Source organism: Rhizobium grahamii CCGE 502 (genome assembly GCF_000298315.2).
Lineage (GTDB): Bacteria > Pseudomonadota > Alphaproteobacteria > Rhizobiales > Rhizobiaceae > Rhizobium > Rhizobium grahamii.
In genome coordinates this window covers 92,296-113,025 of record NZ_AEYE02000035.1, presented here as the reverse complement: position 1 = coordinate 113,025, position 20,730 = coordinate 92,296, and the positions used below count along the sequence as shown (strand labels likewise).

Annotated in this window: 14 protein-coding genes; 12 read left to right on the top strand and 2 right to left on the bottom strand. The window is 60.4% G+C overall.

Translation table 11 applies throughout. From position 1 onward, the window contains the following. Positions 1 to 60: 60 nt before the first annotated feature. Entirely contained in the window at positions 61 to 1,239 is a 1,179-nt protein-coding gene (locus RGCCGE502_RS27920) for a DUF3095 domain-containing protein (RefSeq protein ID WP_016557570.1), read from the top strand. On the opposite strand, the gene RGCCGE502_RS27915 is transcribed toward RGCCGE502_RS27920, so the two are convergent. After that, positions 1,229 to 2,569: a nucleotide sugar dehydrogenase gene (locus tag RGCCGE502_RS27915; protein ID WP_016557569.1), complete on the bottom strand. Its 1,341-nt coding sequence runs from the start codon at positions 2,567 to 2,569 to the stop codon at positions 1,229 to 1,231. The two genes, RGCCGE502_RS27920 and RGCCGE502_RS27915, sit on opposite strands and share 11 nt — an antisense overlap. A 469-nt stretch (positions 2,570 to 3,038) precedes the next feature. Here RGCCGE502_RS27915 and RGCCGE502_RS27910 point away from each other — a divergent pair, with 469 nt between their 5' ends. The 10 genes from RGCCGE502_RS27910 (at position 3,039) to RGCCGE502_RS27865 (ending at position 17,664) form a co-directional block, all read left to right on the top strand. Next, complete coding sequence (locus tag RGCCGE502_RS27910) at positions 3,039 to 4,382, top strand: adenylate/guanylate cyclase domain-containing protein (protein ID WP_016557568.1); 1,344 nt, start codon at positions 3,039 to 3,041, stop codon at positions 4,380 to 4,382. Positions 4,383 to 4,535: 153 nt separating this feature from the next. After that, positions 4,536 to 6,428 (top strand): ABC transporter ATP-binding protein, encoded by a 1,893-nt coding sequence (locus RGCCGE502_RS27905; RefSeq protein ID WP_016557567.1) that lies wholly within the window; start codon positions 4,536 to 4,538, stop codon positions 6,426 to 6,428. Next, complete coding sequence (locus RGCCGE502_RS27900) at positions 6,422 to 8,332, top strand: ABC transporter substrate-binding protein (RefSeq protein ID WP_016557566.1); 1,911 nt, start codon at positions 6,422 to 6,424, stop codon at positions 8,330 to 8,332. Before RGCCGE502_RS27905 ends, RGCCGE502_RS27900 begins: the two co-directional genes overlap by 7 nt. Positions 8,333 to 8,335: 3 nt before the next feature. Then, positions 8,336 to 9,334: an ABC transporter permease gene (locus RGCCGE502_RS27895; protein ID WP_016557565.1), complete on the top strand. Its 999-nt coding sequence runs from the start codon at positions 8,336 to 8,338 to the stop codon at positions 9,332 to 9,334. After that, a complete protein-coding gene (locus RGCCGE502_RS27890; RefSeq protein ID WP_016557564.1) occupies positions 9,335 to 10,507 on the top strand; it encodes an ABC transporter permease in 1,173 nt (390 codons plus the stop codon). An 89-nt stretch (positions 10,508 to 10,596) separates the two neighbouring features. Then, a complete protein-coding gene (locus RGCCGE502_RS27885; protein ID WP_016557563.1) occupies positions 10,597 to 11,805 on the top strand; it encodes a glycosyltransferase family protein in 1,209 nt (402 codons plus the stop codon). A 10-nt stretch (positions 11,806 to 11,815) separates the two neighbouring features. Then, positions 11,816 to 13,063, top strand: coding sequence for a glycosyltransferase (locus tag RGCCGE502_RS27880; protein ID WP_176705737.1), 1,248 nt, complete (start codon positions 11,816 to 11,818; stop codon positions 13,061 to 13,063). Further along, a complete protein-coding gene (locus RGCCGE502_RS27875) occupies positions 13,060 to 14,193 on the top strand; it encodes a glycosyltransferase family protein (RefSeq protein WP_040675888.1) in 1,134 nt (377 codons plus the stop codon). The genes RGCCGE502_RS27880 and RGCCGE502_RS27875 overlap by 4 nt, the downstream gene beginning before the upstream one ends. A gap of 195 nt (positions 14,194 to 14,388) precedes the next feature. Beyond that, complete coding sequence (locus tag RGCCGE502_RS27870) at positions 14,389 to 17,103, top strand: ABC transporter ATP-binding protein (protein ID WP_016557560.1); 2,715 nt, start codon at positions 14,389 to 14,391, stop codon at positions 17,101 to 17,103. A gap of 90 nt (positions 17,104 to 17,193) precedes the next feature. Continuing rightward, on the top strand, positions 17,194 to 17,664 hold the full coding sequence (locus RGCCGE502_RS27865; RefSeq protein ID WP_016557559.1) for a cyclic nucleotide-binding domain-containing protein: 471 nt from the start codon (positions 17,194 to 17,196) through the stop codon (positions 17,662 to 17,664). 103 nt (positions 17,665 to 17,767) lie between these two features. Here the strand turns inward: RGCCGE502_RS27865 and RGCCGE502_RS27860 are convergent, their stop codons facing one another. Then, a complete protein-coding gene (locus RGCCGE502_RS27860; RefSeq protein ID WP_016557558.1) occupies positions 17,768 to 19,102 on the bottom strand; it encodes an MFS transporter in 1,335 nt (444 codons plus the stop codon). Between the two features lie 378 nt (positions 19,103 to 19,480). Between RGCCGE502_RS27860 and cyoA the strand changes: the two genes are divergently transcribed. Continuing rightward, positions 19,481 to 20,704, top strand: coding sequence for a ubiquinol oxidase subunit II (gene cyoA, locus RGCCGE502_RS27855; RefSeq protein ID WP_040675806.1), 1,224 nt, complete (start codon positions 19,481 to 19,483; stop codon positions 20,702 to 20,704). The last annotated feature ends 26 nt before the right edge of the window (positions 20,705 to 20,730 follow it).

Here is a 20,730-nt window from a genome sequence, read left to right as displayed (position 1 = left end):
TTGCCGTACATGCAAAATCGCATTGCAGTGGCAGCATGGGTCTGTGCTAGGTTTTCTGACATGAGCGACCTGTCCAACGATCGATTCTATGCCGATGTGCCTGTCTTTACCGACTTCGAGCGGGTGACCGACACCAGCAACTACCGGCCGTTGCCCGACGGCTGGTTCTTGGCGGTTGCTGACATTGTCGGATCGACTAACGCCATTGGCGCCGGTCGCTACAAGGACGTCAACATGGCCGGCGCCAGCGTCATTTCGGCTATCCTCAACGCGGTGGACAAGGGCGACTATCCATACGTATTCGGCGGCGACGGCGCGGTCGTCGCACTGCCCTACGATCTGGAGAATGCTGCGCGCGGCGCATTGGCGGCAACGCAGCGGTGGGTGCAGGAAGAACTCGATCTTGCGCTGCGCGTGGCGATCGTGCCGCTCGCGGATATTCGCAAGGAGGGGCTCGACGTGCGTGTCGCGCGCCATGCGGCGAGTGAGAACGTCACTTATGCGATGTTTGCCGGCGGTGGCGCGGCCTGGGCCGAGCGGCAGATGAAGAGCGGTCGCTATGGCATCGAGCAGGCGCCCTCAGGGGCGCGCCCCGATCTGACTGGCCTGTCCTGCCGGTGGAACCCGATCAAGGCCCATAATGGAGAGATCGTCTCGATCATTGCCATACCGGCAGAGGACGGAAGGCCGAGTCCGGAATTCCGCAAGCTCGTGACCGAGGTGATTGCCCTTGCCGCAGAAGCGGGGCGCGGCGGCCATCCGGTTCCATCAGGTGGCCCTGAATTTTCCTTTTCGATAAAGGGTTTCGACCGCGAGGCACGGGCGCTTGCGCCGGCGGGCAAGCGGCTCGGCGTGAAGCTATACATCCTTTTCCAGAGCCTCCTGATAGTCGCGCTGCACACGCTCGGGCTGAAGCTCGGCCGTTTCGACGCCCGGCGCTACACCGAAGACGTGTCTGGCAATTCCGATTTCCGCAAGTTTGACGACGGCCTGAAAATGACGATCGACGTTGATGCGGCGCATCTTGCCCGGATCGAGAGGCTACTTGAGGAGGGAAAGGCAAAGGGCGTCGCCCGCTACGGGCTGCATCGCCAGTCTTCTGCCCTGATGACCTGTTTCGTGCCGACACCGATGTCGCGCGACCATGTGCATTTCATCGACGGCGCCAGCGGCGGCTATGCCGTCGCCGCAAGCCAGATTTCAGGCAAGACGTTTTCGCCCGCCGACATCAAGCCTTGATGATGTGGTCTCCGGAGAGGCCTAGCCTAGAAAAGACATTGCGGGTATCGACGATCAGCGGGGCGTTGCGGGTGATCGCCGAATAGTCGACCTGGTCATGGTCCGTCGCGACGAGGATTGCGTCATAGGATGAGATCGTTTCGGGTGTGAGATCGACCGACGCGCGGCCCTTCAGGTGCTGATACTCGCGTGTCGAGGGGATCTCGCCGACCAGCGGATCGTGATAGTCGGCCTTCCCGCCACGCTCCTCGATGATCTCGATCAGGCGCAGCGACGGGCTTTCGCGGATGTCGGCGACGTTCTTCTTGTAGGCGAGGCCAAGGACCAGCACCCGCGAGCGGCTGAGCGCCTTGCCGGCACGCATGTCCAGCGCCTCCGCCAGCTTTGCGATCACGTAGCGCGGCATGGCCGAGTTGATTTCGCCGGCGAGTTCGATGAAGCGGGTCGGCAGCTCGTATTCGCGCGACTTCCATGTCAGGTAGAAGGGGTCGATCGGAATGCAGTGCCCGCCGAGACCGGGGCCAGGGTAGAATGGCATGTAGCCGAAGGGCTTGGTCTTTGCCGCGTCGATGACTTCCCAGACATCAATCCCCATGGCGGCGTAGACCGTCTTCAACTCGTTGACGAGGGCAATGTTGACGGACCGGAAGATATTCTCCGTCAGCTTGACCGCCTCCGCGGTTGCATTCGACGACACCGGAACGACGGTCTTGACCGCGGCGCCATAAAAACGAACCATCAATAAGAGGGCATCCGCGCCGTCGCCTGCGACGATCTTCGGAATGGTTGCCGTGTTGAAGTGCTGGTTGCCGGGATCCTCGCGCTCCGGCGAGAACCCGATGAAAAAGTCGGTGCCGGATTTCAGACCGGTGGTCTCCAGGATGACCTTGACGACATCGTCTGTAGTGCCGGGATAGGTCGTTGATTCCAACACAACGAGCTGGCCGCTTCTCAGATGCTTTGCGATCGACCGGGCCGTTGCGTCGACGAAGGAGAGGTCCGGGTCGCGGTGGCGGGTGAGTGGCGTCGGAACGCAAATGATGATGACGTCGCAATCAGCAAGCAGGGCAAAATCCGTGGTGGCCGAAAAGCGCTTATTGTCGGTCGCCAACGCAAGGTCGTCACTTGCTACAGCATCGATGTAGGAGTGTTTCGCCTCGAGCGAGACGATCTTGGCGGGGTCAATGTCGAATCCGGTGACGGCAAAGCCGCTCCGGGCAATGGCGATCGCCAGCGGCAGCCCGACATAGCCGAGCCCGATGACGCCAGCCCGGGCGGTCCGTGCTTCGATCTTGCGGGAAAGGGCGTCGTGGGCGGGGGAACTTGCCAAGGGAGATCTCGCGTGAATGCTGAAGGGTCCCCTGATCTAATGGAAGACCGGAGCAATTGAAACCCGCCTTCACTGCATGCTGAGCCGATGCTGGGACGACGGGTTTTGACAAGGCTTCGCTCACAGGCGGTGCGGTGGGGGGCGGCGACACCACCCCTTCGTGTGCTGTGAGTGTGGCAAAAATGACTCAGCCCGTCCCGGGAGCATCCGCCAGGCTTCAAAAACTCATCAACCACCATTGTTCGGGGCCTCCGCGCTGCCTATTTACAGGGAGTAACGAAACGCGAAAGGATTGCCTGCCCTGCCCATCACATCAACGGGTTGACAGGTGCCACTGCCGGGCTCCCGGCAGATCGTTGACACAATATTACCGCTCGTCCATCCTCCTTCCCCTCTTGCGCAGAAGATGCTGCAGGCAGGGTTTCTGGCGTTTTTGGAGTGGACGTGCTCTATGAGGACACTACCGAGAATGGGCACCATCGAATCCAGCGTCTCGTCTATTTTATTGGACCGGGTTGCCGAGTGGCTGACAAATTCCTCCCTGGCTGGCGATGATCTCGAGACGATCGTGCGCGGGTTTTGCGAGCGGATCGCCTCCGCCGGCCTGCCGATCTCGCGCGTGCACCTGACCTTCTCGATGCTGCACCCGCTCTACGATGCCTTGAGCTTTACTTGGCGGCGTGCGAGTGGCGTCACGATCGAAGGCTATCGCCACACCGCCGGCCAGAAGCCTGACCGCTTCCTGCAAAGCCCCTATTACTATCTCCTCGACAACAACCTGCAGCACATTCGACGCCGTATCCCGGCCGACGGTCCGGCCGAGTTCCCCGTGTTCATCGACCTCAGGCAGGAGGGGATCACCGACTACCTCGCCTTTGTCCAGCCGTTTGGCGACGGGTCCGTCCAGGGGATGATGGGGTCATGGTCGACGGATAGCCATGTCGGATTCTCAGATGACATGATCGACGCGCTGCTGCGCATGCAGAACCACCTTGCGGTCGCTGCGAAGATGGCCGTCCTCGGCAAGCTCGCCAACAACATGCTGACCACCTATCTCGGAGGCGATGCCGGCAAGCGCGTGCTCAACGGCCAGATCCGTCGCGGCGACGGCGAGACGATCCGCGCCGCGCTCGTCATGGGCGACATGCGCCAGTCGACCGTCTATGCCGAAAAGGAGGGCCGGCAGGCCTATATCGACACGCTGAACCAGTTCTTTGACGCGATCGCCGCGCCCTTTAACCGCAATGGCGGCGAAATCTTGAGCTTCCTCGGAGACGGATTTCTGGCGGTCTATCCCTGTGGTCGCCACAAGGACCCCTCCAAGATCGCCTGTCAGGCTGCGCTCTCCGCCGTTCACCAGGCGCAAGCGCGTGTCGCCGAACTGAACAAGGAGCGTCTCGAGCAGGGCCTCAGCAAGGTGTCCTACGGCATCGGGCTGCACGTCGGCAACGTGATGTTCGGCAATGTCGGTCTCAAGGACCGGTTGACCTTCTCGGCGTTCGGCTCCGCCGTCAACGAAGTGCAGCGCCTGCAGTCATTGACGAAGAAATATTCAAGCGAGGTCGTTGCAAGCCAGGCATTTGCCGGTTATTGCGGCGGCGAATGGCATACTCTCGGCGAGGAAAAGCTTCGCGGGGTCCGCCAGAAGGTCACCGTCTTGCAGCCCCGTGTCGCGGCGCCGGCGATCCATGTCGAGGAAGGCTTCGGCGAGGTGGCTCCGATCGGCCTTTCGGAAGCCGAGCAGGTCATCATGCTTCATCGAGACGCACGCCGGCAGGCCGAAAAGCCTGTCGTCGAGAAGTTCGTCCAGTAGCGTTCCAATACCTGGCAAAGGGTCGGCAGCCGACCTTTACAATCCCTTGAAACGCACCAGTTTTTTCCGTGTCCGTCATCAACTGGACACCCTGATTGCGGTACGCTAGTGTGCCTTAACGGGAACAAAGAATAACTGGGGAATTTCATTGGTATGGCGTCCGCCTCGGATCTGTTGCGCATCGAGAACCTCGACATTTCATTCTCGGTTTTCGGCGATCGACTGCGCGTCGTAAGAAACGCCAATCTCCGCATATTGCCAGGCAAGGTCACTGCGCTGGTCGGAGAATCCGGCTCCGGAAAGTCCGTCATCAGTCAGGCCATCATGGGCATTCTGCCGAATGCCGCGCAGGCCGAGGGCCGGATCCTGTTTACCGACCCCCTGGACGGCAAGACGACCGACATCCTCAGGTATTCGCGCGACAGCGAGGAAATACGTGACCTGCGGGGTCGACGTATGGCGACGATCTTTCAAGAGCCGATGACATCCTTGTCGCCGCTTCATACGGTCGGCAACCAGATCAGCGAAGCGCTTTTGATCCACACGGAAGCCGACAACAAGGAGGCCCGCGAGAAGACCGAGGAGATGCTTAGCCTTGTCGGGTTTGCCAATCCGAAGCGAACCTTCGACATGTACCCATTCGAGCTTTCGGGCGGCATGCGGCAGCGTGCGATGATCGCGATGGCACTGATCTGCAATCCGGCGCTCCTCATCGCCGACGAGCCGACGACAGCACTCGACGTGACGATCCAGGCGCAGATCTTGGAGCTGTTGCGCGACCTGCAGCACAAGCTCGGCATGGCAATGCTGCTGATTACCCACGATCTCGGGGTCGTCGCCAACATGGCCGACGAGGTGGTGGTGATCTATCACGGCGAGATCATGGAGGCGGGACCGGTGGGCCCGATTTTCCGCAACCCGCAGCATCCGTATCTCAAGGGGCTCATGGCCGCGGTGCCGCATTTCGACATGCGGGCCGGCGAGCGCCTCAAGGCGCTGAGGGACGTCCCTGTCAACCTCGAATCGCTGATCGGCAAGAAGAAGGTGAAGGCCGAAGGCCCGGAACTGCTCCTGTCGGTCAACAATCTCACGAAAAGCTTCAAGACGCGCAATCGCGGACTGTTTGGAACACGTGAAGCCGCCGCGGTCCGCGCTGTCGATGACGTCAGCTTCGACATCCGCAGGGGTGAATGCCTGGGGCTCGTCGGAGAATCCGGATGCGGCAAGACGACCGTCAGCAAGATCCTCATGCGGGCCGTGACGCCCGACAACGGTTCGGTGATCTTCAACGATGGCAAAGACGTCATCGACGTTTTGGATGTTTCCGGCGACGACCTGCAGGACCTGCGCACGAAGATTCAGATGGTGTTCCAGGATCCGGTGTCGTCGCTTTCACCGCGCATGACGGTCAGGAACATCCTCAGCGAGCCGCTGGAAATCCATGACCGTGGCGACAGTGCCGAGCGCAGGCAGCGGGTCGAGGCGCTGATGGGTGCGATCGGCCTCGACCGGCGATATCTAAACCGCTATCCGCACAGTTTCTCCGGCGGCCAGCGACAGCGCATAGGCATTGCCCGCGCACTGGCGCTTGGGCCGAAGCTCATCATCCTTGACGAACCTGTGTCGGCACTCGACGTGTCGGTCCAGGCGCAGATCCTGAACTTGCTCAAGGATCTGCAGACGGAACTCGGGCTTACCTATCTCTTCATTTCGCACAACCTCGCGGTCGTCGACTACATGGCCGACCGCATAGCCGTGATGTGCAAGGGGCGTATCGTCGAGATCGCGCCGCGCGAAATCATCCTGCGCGATCCTGTTCATCCCTACACGAAGTCGCTCCTGGCTGCCGTTCCTTTCCCGGACCTCGACCGACCACTCGACTTCGAGGCGCTAAGAAAGAACGGCGCCGCCGACAAGCAGAACTGGGGTATCACCTTTACGGCCGAACACGACGACGCTTCCGAGCTAGACTATGCCGATCTCGGCAACGGTCACCTTGTCAGGGCTCGCAAGGGTGCGGACGCAAAGGAGCTCCGCTCATGGTAACGCGACGCACGTTTCTGACTGGCCTGATCGGCTCCGCCGTCCTTCCATCCGTCGCAAAGGCGGCGGCGGATCGTGACATCGAACCGGAATTCCTTCGGGACTGGCTGCGGGCCGGCCGTATTCCCGCCATGGTGGACCGGCTGCCGACCCATCCGCGGATCGTCAACATGAAGGCTGAGGGGCGGCAGCCTGGCGTCTATGGCGGCACGGTGCGAACGATCATCGGAAGCCAGAAAGACATCCGCTACATGACCGTCTACGGCTATTCCCGCCTGATTGGTTACGACAAGCACCTGATGTTCCAACCGGACATTCTGCTCGGTTTCGAATCCACCGACGATACGGTCTTCACCTTCCATCTGCGCGAAGGACATCGTTGGTCCGACGGCCACCCCTTTACCGTCGACGATTTCCGCTATTGGTGGGAGGACGTGATCCTCAGCAAGGACCTGACGCCGGGCGGTGGTGCGCTCGAGCTGCGGCCGCATGGCACCCTGCCGAAATTCGAGGTCGTCGATAACCTGACGGTGCGCTACAGCTGGGAACGGCCCAACCCAATGTTCATGCCGGCCCTCGCCGGCCCGCTGCCTCTCGTGATTTTCGGCCCTGGCCACTACCTCAGGCAATTCCACAAGAAGTACCAGGACGATTTCCGTCTTTCGGCGCTGATGAAGCAAAACCGGGTCAAGAAATGGGCCGACCTGCACATCAAGATGTCTCGGGCATCGCGCCCCGAGAATCCGGAGCTGCCGACACTCGATCCTTGGCAAAACACGACGCCCCTGCCCTCCGAACAGTTCGTGTTCGTGCGCAATGCCTTCTTCCACCGGGTTGACGAGAACGGGGTGCAGCTTCCCTATATCGACAAGTTCATCCTGAACGTCAGCTCGTCCTCGATCATCGCGGCAAAGGCGGGTGCCGGTGAATCCGACCTGCAGGCGACCGGCGTGGATTTCAATGACTACACCTTCCTCAAGGATGCCGAGAAGCGGTTCCCGGTGAAGGTCAGCCTGTGGAAGCAGGTGCGTGGATCGCGCGTGGCGCTGCTTCCGAACCTCAACTGCGCCGACGATGTCTGGCGCAAGCTCTTTCGCGACGTCCGCGTACGGCGTGCCCTGTCTCTCGCGATCGACCGGCACGAAATCAACATGGTTGCCTTCTACGGCCTTGGCAAGGCAAGTGCCGACACCGTGCTGCCCGACAGCCCGCTCTTCCGGCAGGAATATGCGGATGCCTTCATTGCCCATGACAAGGAGCAGGCAAACAAGCTCCTCGACGAGGTTGGGTTGAAGAACCGCGACGACGAGGGGATTCGCCTTTTGCCGGATGGCCGCCGCGCCGAGATCACCGTCGAGACGGCCGGCGAGAGCAACCTCGATACCGACGTCCTGGAACTGGTGCGCGACCATTGGCGCGAGGTCGGGATCGCTCTTTACACCCGCACATCGCAGCGCGACGTGTTTCGCAGCCGCGCCATGAGTGGAACGATCATGATGTCGATTTGGTACGGTATCGAAAACGGTGTCGCAACTGCCGACATGTCCCCGGGACAGCTCGCCCCGACCATGGATGACCAACTGCAGTGGCCGCTGTGGGGGATGCATTACCTCTCCGCCGGGCAGGAAGGCAGTCCTCCCGACCTGCCGGAAGTGCGGCAACTCGTCGATCTCCTGAACCATTGGGGCGATACGATGCGGTTCGAGGAGCGCGAGGTGATCTGGCACCAGATGCTCTCGCTCTATACCCAGCAGGTCTTCTCGATCGGCCTCATCAATAGCACTTTGCAGCCGATCCTGCGTTCGGCCAAGCTCCAGAACGTGCCGGCCGAGGCGCTCTATGGCTTCGATCCGACCTCCTATCTCGGCCTCTACATGCCGGACTCCTTTTGGTTCAAGGAGGCCTGAGGAATGCTGAAATACATCCTCTGGCGCATTGCCGCCATGGTGCCGACGCTGTTCATCATTTCGGCACTCGTCTTTACCATCATCGAGCTGCCGCCAGGCGACTTCTTCGAAAGCCAGATTGCCGAATTGCGGGCGCAGGGGGAAAGTGCCAACCTTCAGGAAATCGAAGAGCTACGGAAGCAGTATGGCTTCGACAAGCCCGAGATCCTGCGCTATTTCTACTGGGTCGGCGGCATGCTGCACGGTGACTTCGGCTATTCGTTTGAATATCAGCTGCCCGTCTCGGAGGTGGTTGGGGATCGCCTCTGGCTGACGATGCTGGTGTCTTTTTCGACAATCCTGCTCACCTGGCTGATCGCCTTCCCGATCGGCATCTATTCGGCAACCCACCAGTACAGCTGGGGTGACTACGGCCTGACTTTTCTTGGCCTTCTCGGCATCGCCATCCCGAACTTCATGCTGGCGCTGATCCTTATGTACTTCGCCAACATTTGGTTTGGCGTATCGATCGGGCACCTGATGGACCAGAAGTTCCTGAACGAGCCGATGAGCTGGGAAAAGGCGCGATCAATCCTGTCGCATCTGTGGATTCCCGTGATCATCGTCGGCACGGCAGGGACAGCCGGCATGATCCGGCGCCTCAGGGCCAACCTGCTTGACGAGATGCAGAAGCAGTATGTCGTCACCGCCCGTGCCAAGGGGCTTCACCCCTTGCGGGCGCTGGTGAAATATCCACTGCGCATGGCGCTCAACTTCTTCGTCGCTGACATCGGGTCGATCCTGCCATCGATCATCTCTGGCGCGGAGATCGTCGCGATCGTTCTGTCTCTAGAGACGACCGGTCCGATGCTCATCAAAGCGCTGCAGAGCCAGGACATGTATCTTGCAGGCTCTTTCCTGATGTTCCTCGCCTTCCTCAACGTGATCGGGGTTCTCGTCTCCGACATCGCGCTAGGCTTCCTCGACCCGCGTATTCGCCTGCAAGGCAGGAGCACCAAATAGATGTCGCCCTTGCCACCGCCCGGCGCACCCTTGCCACATTACGTCTCCACGGCGCCCTTCGATCCCATCGCGACCGAAGGAATGACGGCTGCGCAGTCGCGCATCCATCTTGCCTCGCAAAGGCACCTGATGTGGTGGAAGTTCAAGCAGCATCGACTGGCGCTGGCCTCGGGTATCTTCCTGCTTGCCGTGTATCTGATGATCATCATCGTCGAATTCGTTGCGCCCTACGGCCTGCATACCAAGAATGTCGACTTCATCCATGCGCCGCCACAACGCGTCCATTTCTTCGACAATGGCAGGTTCGTTGGCCCGTTCGTCTATGGCCGCACCATGTCCCTCGACCTCGATACTCTCCATCGCATTTATACGGACAAGCCTGGCGATGTGCAGCCAATCCGTTTCTTCTGCCGCGGTGACCCCTACAAGTTCTGGGGACTGGTGAGCATGGACCGGCATCTGGTCTGCCCGGCGGACGGGGGCCAGATGTTCCTGCTCGGTACTGATCGCCTTGGTCGCGACGTACTCTCCCGTATCTTATACGGTGCGCGGATTTCGTTGACGATCGGCCTGATCGGCATTTCAATCAGCTTCTGCCTTGGGATCATCATCGGTGGACTTGCCGGCTATTGGGGCGGCATCTTCGACCTGATCGTCCAGCGCCTGATAGAGGTGCTGCAGTCGTTGCCCAGCCTGCCGCTCTGGATGGCGCTTGCGGCGATCATGCCGGTGACCTGGAGCCCGATCGTCATTTATTTCGGGATAACCGTCATTCTCGGAATCATCGACTGGACGGGGCTGGCGCGCGCCGTCCGCTCGAAGCTTCTGGCGCTGCGCGAGGAAGACTATGTCCAGGCAGCCCAGCTGATGGGAGCCAGCACGCCCCGCGTTATCGGCAGGCACCTGGTTCCCGGCTTCATGTCGCACCTGATCGCTTCGGCGACGATTTCGATCCCGGGCATGATCCTCGGCGAGACGGCGTTGAGTTTCCTTGGACTTGGTCTTCGGCCACCCATCACAAGCTGGGGTATTTTGTTGACCGAGGCCAAGAGCGTAAGCGTCATTGCGTTCTACCCATGGTTGCTTTTTCCGATTATACCGGTGGTTCTGGTGATTTTGGCGTTCAACTTTCTGGGAGACGGCTTGCGCGATGCGGCAGATCCCTACAAATAGCGGCCAACCCGGCGGAGCACCGCTCTGTCTTCTGACGGCCAGCGGAAACCGACGGTGCTAGTATGACATCAAGCGCAGAAGGAGTGCCCATGGCACGGCGCCTGGAAGATGCCCGCATCCTCATGTACAGCCACGACACGTTCGGGCTCGGCCACCTGCGTCGGTGCCGCGCCATCGCGCATGCTCTGGTCGAGGACTATCGCGGTCTCAACATTCTCATTATTTCCGGGGCGACGATTGCCGGTGCGTTCGATTACCGTGCGCGCGTTGACTTCGTGAAGATCCCGAGCGTCATCAAGCTTCGCAACGGCGAGTATACGTCGATGGCAAGTCACATCGACCTGCACGAAACGCTGAAGATGCGCGAATCGAGCATCCGGCATACCGCGGAAACATTCCAGCCCGACATCTTCATCGTCGACAAGGAGCCGATGGGCCTGAAGGGCGAGGTCGAGGAAACGCTTACCTATCTCAAGGCACGTGGCACGGTCCTGGTGCTGGGCCTGCGCGAGATCATGGATGCCCCGCACCTGCTCGATGCAGAATGGAAGCGCAACGGCATCATGCAGAAGATCGACCAGTACTATGATGCTGTCTGGGTCTATGGCCCGCCAGATTTCTATGACCCGCTGATCGGCCTTGATGTGCCGCCAAGCGTGCGCCGGAAAATGGATTTCGTCGGATTCCTGCAGCGGAGTGTCTCGTCCAGCAAGACGTCCATCAATGCGCGCTCGGACAACTACATCCTGGTCACAACGGGCGGGGGCGGTGACGGATCGGATCTGGTTCACGACGTGATGAACGCGTACGAACAGGATGCAAACCTTCAGCAGAAGGCGCTCGTCGTCCTCGGGCCCTACATGCCCGCGGTCGAGCGTTCGAAGCTGGTCGCCAAGGGATCGCGCATTCCCTATATCGAGGTGATCGAGTTCGACAATCACATGGAGGAGCTGATCGCCGGCGCCACGGGCGTCGTCGCCATGGGTGGCTACAACACCTATTGCGAGATCCTGTCCTTTGACAAGCCGGCGCTGATCGTGCCGCGCGTGAAGCCTCGGGAGGAGCAGCTCCTGCGCGCTCTCAGGGCAAGCGAGCTTGGTCTCATCGACATGCTTTTGCCGGACCAATCCGCGGATCCGGCGGTCATGTCCGAAGCGCTCAAGCGCCTTCCTCATCGCGCACCGCCTTCAGAAAGCGCAGGGACCCTGCAGCTCCAGGGCCTTGACCATATCTCCGAGACCGTCGGTCGCTGGCTGGACGGCCGCGGCCGCCACCTGTCGGTCGTTGGGGCCGAGTAAGTCCAGGATCCTGATGCAACGTCGCAAGATTCTCGTCGTGCTGAAAGGCTATCCGCGCCTTTCTGAAACCTTCATCGCACAGGAACTGCTTGGCCTGGAGAAGGCCGGCTTTGACCTGACGCTGATCTCCATGCGTCGCCCCACGGACAAGAAGCGTCATCCGGTCCATGACGAGATCAAGGCCCGCGTCATCTACCTGCCGGAGTATCTGCACGAGGAACCGTTGCGCGTCCTCAAAGGCTTTCTTGCGAGCTTCAGCAAGCCGGGCATCAAGGCGCTGTGGAAGCGCTTCCTGAAGGACCTGTGGCGCGATGTCTCGCGCAATCGCTTCAGGCGGCTCGGCCAGGCGTTCGTCCTCGGCCGCGAATGGCCTGAAAACGGTGCGTGGCTGCATGCGCATTTCATCCACACTCCGGCTTCGGTCACCGAATATGCCAGCATCCTGACCGGCGTTCCCTGGACCTGCTCGGCCCATGCCAAGGACATTTGGACCTCCCCCGACTGGGACCTGCACGAAAAACTCGGAAGTGCCCGCTGGACCGTGACCTGCACGCGGAGCGGCTACGATCACATGCGCACGCTGACGCCGCGCAAGAATGCGGTCCACTTAAGCTATCATGGCCTGGACCTCGCGCGCTTTGGCCATTTCGATGGCGGGCGATCGGGGCGTGATGGCCGCGATCCTGCCAATCCCGTGCTTCTTCTCAGCGTCGGGCGGGCGGTGGAGAAGAAGGGCTACGAAACGCTCCTGAAAGCGCTTGCGCTCCTGCCTTCTCATCTGAACTGGCGCTTCGAGCATATTGGTGGCGGAGACAAGCTTCCACGATTGCAGGCCCTTGCAAGAGAACTCGGTGTTGCTGACCGCGTGATCTGGAAGGGGGCGCTTGCCCAGGATGAGGTGCTTGAACACTACCGCCGGGCGGATATCTTCGCCCTTGCGTGCCGCATCGCCTCAGATGGCGACCGCGACGGGTTGCCGAACGTGCTGGTCGAGGCGTCCAGCCAGCGCCTGCCCTGTGTATCGACATCGGTTTCAGGTATTCCGGAGCTTCTGGTCGATGGCGTGAACGGCATGGTCGTGCCACCTGAGGATCCTGCGGCATTTGCAGCGGCGCTTGCGGCGCTGATTGGTGATCCCGCAAGGCGCATGCAGCTCGGCGATGCCGCAGAGCGGCGCGTGCGCGAGCATTTCGACCACGAGGCAAGCATCGAGCAGCTTGGCCAGCTATTCGAAGAGGAATGGCGGACAGCCTCATGAAAATGCAACGTGTCTTCTTCTACGTCCAGCATCTGCTTGGTATCGGGCATATTGCCCGGGCAAGCCGCATTGCGTCCGCCCTCGTTCGCGATGGCTTCGAGGTCATCGTGGTCACCGGCGGCCTACCGGTCCCGGGCTTTCCTGGAGAGGGCGTTACCACGGTCGCCCTGCCGCCGGTCGTTGCGAGCAATGCGGGCTTTAGCGGACTTGCGGATGAAAAGGGTGTCGTCGCGGACGAGGCCTTCCTTGCCAGGCGTCGGGACATGCTGCTGTCGGCTTATCATCAAGCGAAGCCCGATATCGTCGTCGTCGAGGCATTTCCCTTCGGCAGGCGTCAGATGCGCTTCGAGCTGCTGCCGCTTGTCGAAGCGATCGAGCAATCGCATCCAAGGCCGAAGCTGTTGAGTTCGGTGCGCGATATCCTACAGGAAAACCGCAAGCCTGGACGCAACGAGGAGACTGCAGCCCTGGTCCGGGATCATTTCGATGCTGTGCTGGTGCACGGCGACCCTGGCTTCGTGAGGCTGGAAGAGACATTTCCCCTGACAGCCGACATCGCTTCGAAAATCCACTACACCGGCATGGTGACTGCCCCGCCAGCCGCCGAGCCGGTCGAGATCTTCGACGTGATAGCGTCAGCGGGAGGCGGTGCGGTCGGTATCGATCTGCTTCGAGCGGCAAACGGCGCGGCGGCGAGACTGCCGGAGATGCTGCGGTGGCTATTGATCAGCGGGCCCAATCTTCCTGAGGGTGATTTGGCGGCCCTTGTCGCGGCGGCTTCGGACAATGTCACGCTGACGCGCTTTCGCAAGGACTTCCCATCCCTGTTGCGAGGCGCGCGCGTCTCGATATCGCAGGCGGGCTACAATACGGTCGGTGATCTCCTGCAGACTGACTGCCGGGCAATCCTCAGTCCGTTTGTAGCCGGCGGAGAGACGGAGCAGACGTTGCGCGCCGAGCGGCTGAAGGTTCTTGGACTTGCCGATATCCTGCCGGAGGCGGGGCTGACCCCTGGGATCGTCGCCGAAGCCGTCGAGGCAGCATTATCGGCGCCGCGCAGCGCCGCAGTGCCGCTCGACCTTGCCGGGGCAGAAAAAACAGCGGCGATCATTCGTTTACTGACTGGTTGAAACCCTCGCACTTTTCGAAAGTCATGTGATATAAACAACGTCCCGGCGAGAATCGGCATGACGACGGGAAGCCGACTTGCCTTGTTTTCATTTTGAGATCCGGCGGTCCGGTTGCATGGTCCCTTCATGGCATTCCTCATCGTTCTGCCGCAGGTCCACTGCCCCCCAGATTTCCCAGGCAACTGACGGTTAGCAATGGAAAAAAGCCTCGCGCGTTACATCTGGTCGAACACGCGGCTGCAGCAGCTCTGGATCCTCGGGGTCGTTGCAGTTTCCATGATCCCGTATTTCCTGTCCTTCGATCTGCCGAAGCAGATCGTCAATGGGCCGATCCAGGGTTCGGGCTTCGAAGGTCAGGGCGCGACGCAGACCTTCATGCGAATCGCGTATACCTTGCCCATCGTCGGCGAGGTGGAATTCTTCAAGGGCATTCAGCTTGATCGGTTGCAGATGCTGATGGGGCTGAGCCTCGTCTTTTTGGCGCTTGTCGTGCTGAACGGCCTCTTCAAATTCTACATCAACACCTACAAGGGCCGGCTTGGCGAGCGAATGCTGCGGCGCATCCGTTTCGAGCTGATCGACCGGGTGTTGCGTTTTCCGCCATCGCATTTCAAGCGCGTCAAGTCGGCCGAGATCGCGACGATGATCAAGGACGAGGTCGAGCCGATGGGCGGCTTCACCGGTGACGCCTTCGTTTCGCCTGCCCTCCTCGGCGGTCAGGCGCTGACGGCACTGGCCTTCATCATCGTTCAGAACTTCTGGCTGGGCATGATCGCCGCTGCAATCGTCGGCGTCCAGGCGGTGGTCATCCCGCGCATGAGAAAGCGGCTGCTCGAGCTCGGTCGCCAGCGCCAGTTGACGGCGCGTGAACTGTCGGGTCGTGTCGGCGAGATCGTCGATGGCATCGGAACGATCCATGGTAACGACACGTCGAACTTCGAGCGCGCCGATATCGCGACCCGGCTCGGCCTGATCTTCTCGATCCGCTATGACCTCTATCAGTGGAAGTTCCTGGTCAAGTTCCTGAACAACTTCCTTGCCCAGGTGACGCCCTTCCTGTTTTACGCAATCGGCGGCTATCTCGCCCTGCAGGGCCGGCTCGACATCGGCCAGCTCGTCGCTGTCATCAGCGCCTACAAGGACCTGCCCGGGCCGCTCAAGGAACTGATCGACTGGGACCAGATGCGCCAGGACGTGCAGGTCAAGTACCAGCAGGTCTATGAGCAGTTCAATGTCGAACCGCTGATAGAGGCGGGGATTCAGGACATGTCGTCGGAGCCAATCGGTGCCTTGACCGCGCCGCTTGTCGTGACCAACCTGTCCGTCAGTGACGATAGCGGCGCGCGATTGGTCGATCACGTTTCGGTCGAGATCAAGCCGAACGAGACGGTTGCCGTGGTCGGCCCGAACTCCAGTGGGGCGGAGGCCTTCGCGGAAGCACTTGGTCGACTGGTTTGGCCCGATTCCGGGCGCGTGACGATTGGCGGCAAGGATCTCCTCGACCTGCCGGAGGCCGTTACTGGCAGACGGATGTCCTACGCATCGGCCGACACATACTTCTTTCATGGAACCTTGCTCGACAACCTCCTCTACGCCCTGAAGCACGCTCCGCTCCGGCAGCCTGACTATGACGACAAGGCGGCGCTAGAGGCGAAATGGCACGCCGAGGAGGCCATCAAGGCTGGCAACCCGACGATGGATATCAACAGCGACTGGGTGGATTACCAGGCCGCCGGTGCGACGGGCCCGGACGACATTTTGACCGCGATCCGCCCGGTGCTCGACGCTGTCCTCCTTTCGCAGGACATTCTTGACCTTGCCTTGCGCTCGAACGTCGACACCAAGGTTCATGTGGCGCTTGCCGATCACATCGTTGATCTCAGGGAGACGCTGCGCCAGCGCATGCAGGAGACCGAACACGGCAACATCATCGTGCCTTTTGATTTCGATGCCTACAACCCCCAGGCGACCGTTGGCGAAAACCTTTTGTTCGGATCGATGAAGCGGCCGCTGATGAACAACCGGCGCCTGGCGGCGCATCCCTATTTCCAGACGCTGTTCCGCGAGACTGGACTGAGCAACGACCTCTGGGCAATGGGCCTTGAGATTGCCGAGAACGCTGTCGAACTCTTCCACGATCTGCCGCCTGACCACCCGTTCTTCCAGCAGCTCACCTTCATGACGGCTGATGACATTCCGACTTATCAGGCGCTGCTGCAGAAGCTGCAAAGCCGGCGGTTCGACGACGCAACGCCCGAGGAACGCTCTGCAATCATCCGGCTGAGCTTCGCCTATATCGAGCCGCGCCATCGTTTCGGTCTTTTGACCGAGGAGTTGATGGACAAGATTGTCAGTGCTCGCAAGCAATTCCACGAGAACATTCCGGATGATCTTGCCGCCGTGATCGAACGCTACGATCCGCAGGGTTTCATCTCGTCCGCCAGCCTGATGGACAATGTCCTGTTCGGGCGCATCGCCTACCAGCAGGCGGATGCCTCCGACAGCATCAGGTCGGTCATGGGAGATCTGTTCGAATCGCTTGGCCTTTTCAACGACGTCCTATCGATTGGTCTCGAATTCGACGTCGGCTCCGGGGGGAAGAGGCTCACCATGGTGCAGCGCCAGAAGCTGAACCTTGCCCGTGCGCTGCTGAAACGCTCGGATTACCTGATCTTCAACCGGCCATTGTCAGCGCTTGATCAGCGCGTGCAAGACGCCATCACCAAAAACATCGTGGAGGGCCTGCACAAGGAAGGCGAAAAGCCAGCCATTATCTGGGTCCTGTCGAACGCGAAACTTGCCGAGATCTTCGATCGTATCCTGCTGTTCGACCGGGGAACGCTGGCCGAGGCCGGCAACTTTCCGGAGCTTTCCGAGCAAAACGGTATGTTCAAGGAACTGTTATCGTAATACTCTAAGGCGGGACAACAAGATGGCACCCCTTGAGAGGCGCCACGGTCTAGCCGCGCACCGGAGAAGTGCGGCAGGGGTAGTACGTATATGCTCTTGAGAGACGAAGTCGAAATGCTGCGGCGCGTGCCGATCTTCTCGAGGATCGCGCCAGCAAAGCTCAAGTTGTTGGCCTTCACATCCGATCGCATCTCATACAAGGCTGGGCAGGATCTCTTCCATCAAGGTGATCCCGGCGATGCAGCCTACGTGGTCCTGTCAGGTACTGCCGATATCCTCGTTCGCTCGCCGGCCGGCGATATCAAGGTTGCCGATGTGGAATTAAATTCCATCGTCGGCGAAATTGCGATCCTGTGCGACGTATCCCGTACGGCGACGGTTCGCGCCACCTCGTCGCTGGAAGTCCTGCGCATCAGCAAGGAGCACTTCCTGAAGCTGCTCAGCGATTTCCCTGAAATGGCCGTCGAGATCATGCGCGTTCTGGCCGACCGCCTCAATCACACGACGGCCGAACTGACCGCTATGCGCGCCGCCAAGCAGACGCAAGCTGCGGCGATGTAGTCGGATCAGCGCACGATCCGGTCAAGCAAACTGGTCAATGAAAAAACCCGCCTCGCGACTGCAAGGCGGGTTTTTCTGGTCTGGCTACTTGCCTGACAAAGGATCAGTCTCGCTGTTCCAGCGCCCTGCTGAATGCGAGGGCGGCGAGTGTGCAGATGGCGCCCGACAGGAGATAGTAGCCGACGAAGGGCAGGCCGAAGCGGCTGGAGAGCGTCAGTGCGACGAGTGGCGCAAAGCCAGCACCAACGAGCCAGGCAAGGTCGGAGGTGAAGGCAGCACCAGTGTATCGATAGCCTCTGCCAAAACGGGAGGAGATCGACCCGGTCGCCTGTCCAAAGGATAGTCCGAGCACACCGAAGCCGACGATCACGAAGGCATCCAGGCCCTTCGGGCCGGCTGCGATCAGATACGGACCGACGAAGCTGAAGACCGCGATCAGGACAGCGCAGATAGCAAGCTGCGCGCGGCGCCCGATCCGGTCGGCTATCATGCCCGAGACGACGATTGCGATCAGGCCGACGACGGCGCCGACGATCTGCACCACCATGAATGCCCCGACTGCCTGGGTGCCATAGAGCGACGTCCAGCCAAGCGGGAAGATGGTGACCAGATGGAACATGGCGAAGCTTGCAAGCGGAACGAAAGCGCCAAGCAGGATGTCGCGGCCGTGAACGCGCAGCACGTCGCGGATCGGTGCGGCCTCGAGTTCGTGCTGTTCGAGTGCACTGCCGAACTCCGGCGTCATGACGAGGCGCAGGCGCGCAAACAGCGCCACCACGTTGATGGCGAAGGCGACGAAGAACGGGTAGCGCCAGCCCCAGCTTAGAAAGTCTTCATTGGAGAGGTTTGCGATGAAATATCCGAAGAGTGCGCTTGCGAGCGCAAAGCCGATGGGGGCGCCGATCTGCGGGATCATCGCATACCAGCCGCGGTGGTTGGGCGGAGCATTGAGCGCGAGCAGTGAGGCCAGTCCATCCCATGCACCGCCAAGGGCAAAGCCCTGGCCGAGCCGGAAGAGTGCCAAAAGCGCGATCGACCAGGCGCCAATCTCGGCATAGCCGGGCAGGAAGGCGATGGAGGCCGTTGAGCCTCCGAGCAGGAATAGGGCGATCGTCAGCTTGACACCACGCCCGTAAAGGCGGTCGATCGTCATGAACACGACTGATCCGACGGGTCGTGAGAGGAACGCGAGTGAAAAAAGCGCAAAGGAATAGAGTGTTGCCGTCAGTTGGTCAGGGGCGAAGGGAAACACAAGCTGCGGAAAGACCAGGACGGATGCCAGGCCGTAGACGAAAAAGTCGAAGAATTCGGACATGCGTCCGATGACGACGCCGATCGCGATGCTGCCCGGTGAAACCGGCTTGTCGCCGTGGATGCGGCGTGCATCCTGTTCCATCGATGTCGACGATGGGCCGTAGTTTGTCGTGGTACCTGCCATGCAATGCCTCCCTCGTTGAGGCACTCCTGTGGCAAAGCGCCTCACGAGCGATCTTGATCAATCTACCGCGCTTATCAAGTCCGAACACACTAAATAGTTTCTCGCGCGACCTCGAAAATCGAGCGCCTGCGAAAAATGGCGGGCTCGGTGGAGAAATCGCCGCGGGGATGCTGGCATGATTGGACTTCCCGGATATATTAGCCCTTCAAAATAGTCGCGCGTAAACGTCCTCGACCCGTATCGGAGTTTTGACATCCTGCGCTACCTCACCTATCCCGCAGTGCGGCATTTCTGCTGCACTGCGACCAAACACCTCATGTTGCTATCAGCTACAGTGCTTTAGTCGCCAATTGGATGAAACAACAAGAGCATAGAGACGTGCAAAAACTGCCAAGGTTTTCCCGCCATCTCCTCATTCTGCCCCTGCTTTTGACCCTGGCAGGGTGCAATTTGGTGGTCATGTCGCCATCGGGCGATATCGCGATACAGCAGCGCGACCTCATCATCGTATCGACGGTCCTTATGCTGCTGATCATCATTCCGGTTATCTTCCTCATTTTCATTTTTGCCTGGCGCTATCGCCGGTCGAACACGACCGCGACTTACGATCCCGAATGGCATCATTCCACACGTCTTGAAGTCATCATCTGGGCGGCGCCGCTCGCGATCATCGTCGCACTCGGAGCGATTACCTGGATCAGCACGCACAAGCTCGATCCCTTCCGCCCGCTGGACCGCATCGACGCCGAGCGCACCGTTCCTGCGGATGCCAAGCCACTGACCGTCCAGGTCGTGGCGCTGGACTGGAAATGGCTGTTCTTCTATCCCGAGCTCGGCATTGCGACCGTCAACGAAATGGCCGCACCCGTCGATGTCCCGATCAGCTTCAGGATCACCTCCTCGTCGGTGATGAATTCCTTTTATGTTCCGGCGCTCGCCGGCCAGATCTATGCCATGCCCGGCATGGAGACCAGGCTGCATGCTGTGATCAACGAGGAAGGCGTCTTTGACGGCTTTTCGGCCAACTACAGTGGCGCAGGCTTCTCCCACATGCGCTTCAAGTTCCATGGCGTGAACCAGCAGGGCTTCGACCAGTGGATCGCCCAGGTCAAGGAGAAGGGTACAGCGCTCAACCGGGACACCTATCTGAAGCTCGAGCGTCCGAGCGAGAGGGAACCGGTTCGCTACTTCTCGTCTGTCGACAAGGATCTCTTCGACGCAATTCTCAACATGTGCGCAGCCCCAGGCAAAATGTGCATGAACGAGATGATGCACATCGACAGGATGGGCGGCGGCGGCAGGGAAAGCGCCGAAAATCGTGAAAAGCTGCGCTATGACGACCGCCATGTCGGCGAAACGAGTGGCGTGCATCCCCTGACGGGCGAAGGTCTCGGCGCCGAGCAAACAAAGCCTGATGAAGCAAAGCCGGCCGGCGCTGAAAACGGCAATGGCCAGAGCGGCGACATGCAGAACATGCCAGGTATCTCGGTCGCGCCAGCGACGCCGGGTGCGCAGGACATGCAGCATGACGGGCACGCAATGCCTGGCATGGACCACGGAACCGGCGGCGCCGCAGCGCCCGCGCAACCAAACAGCAACTAAGACCTGGCGCTTTGCGTCGATACGAC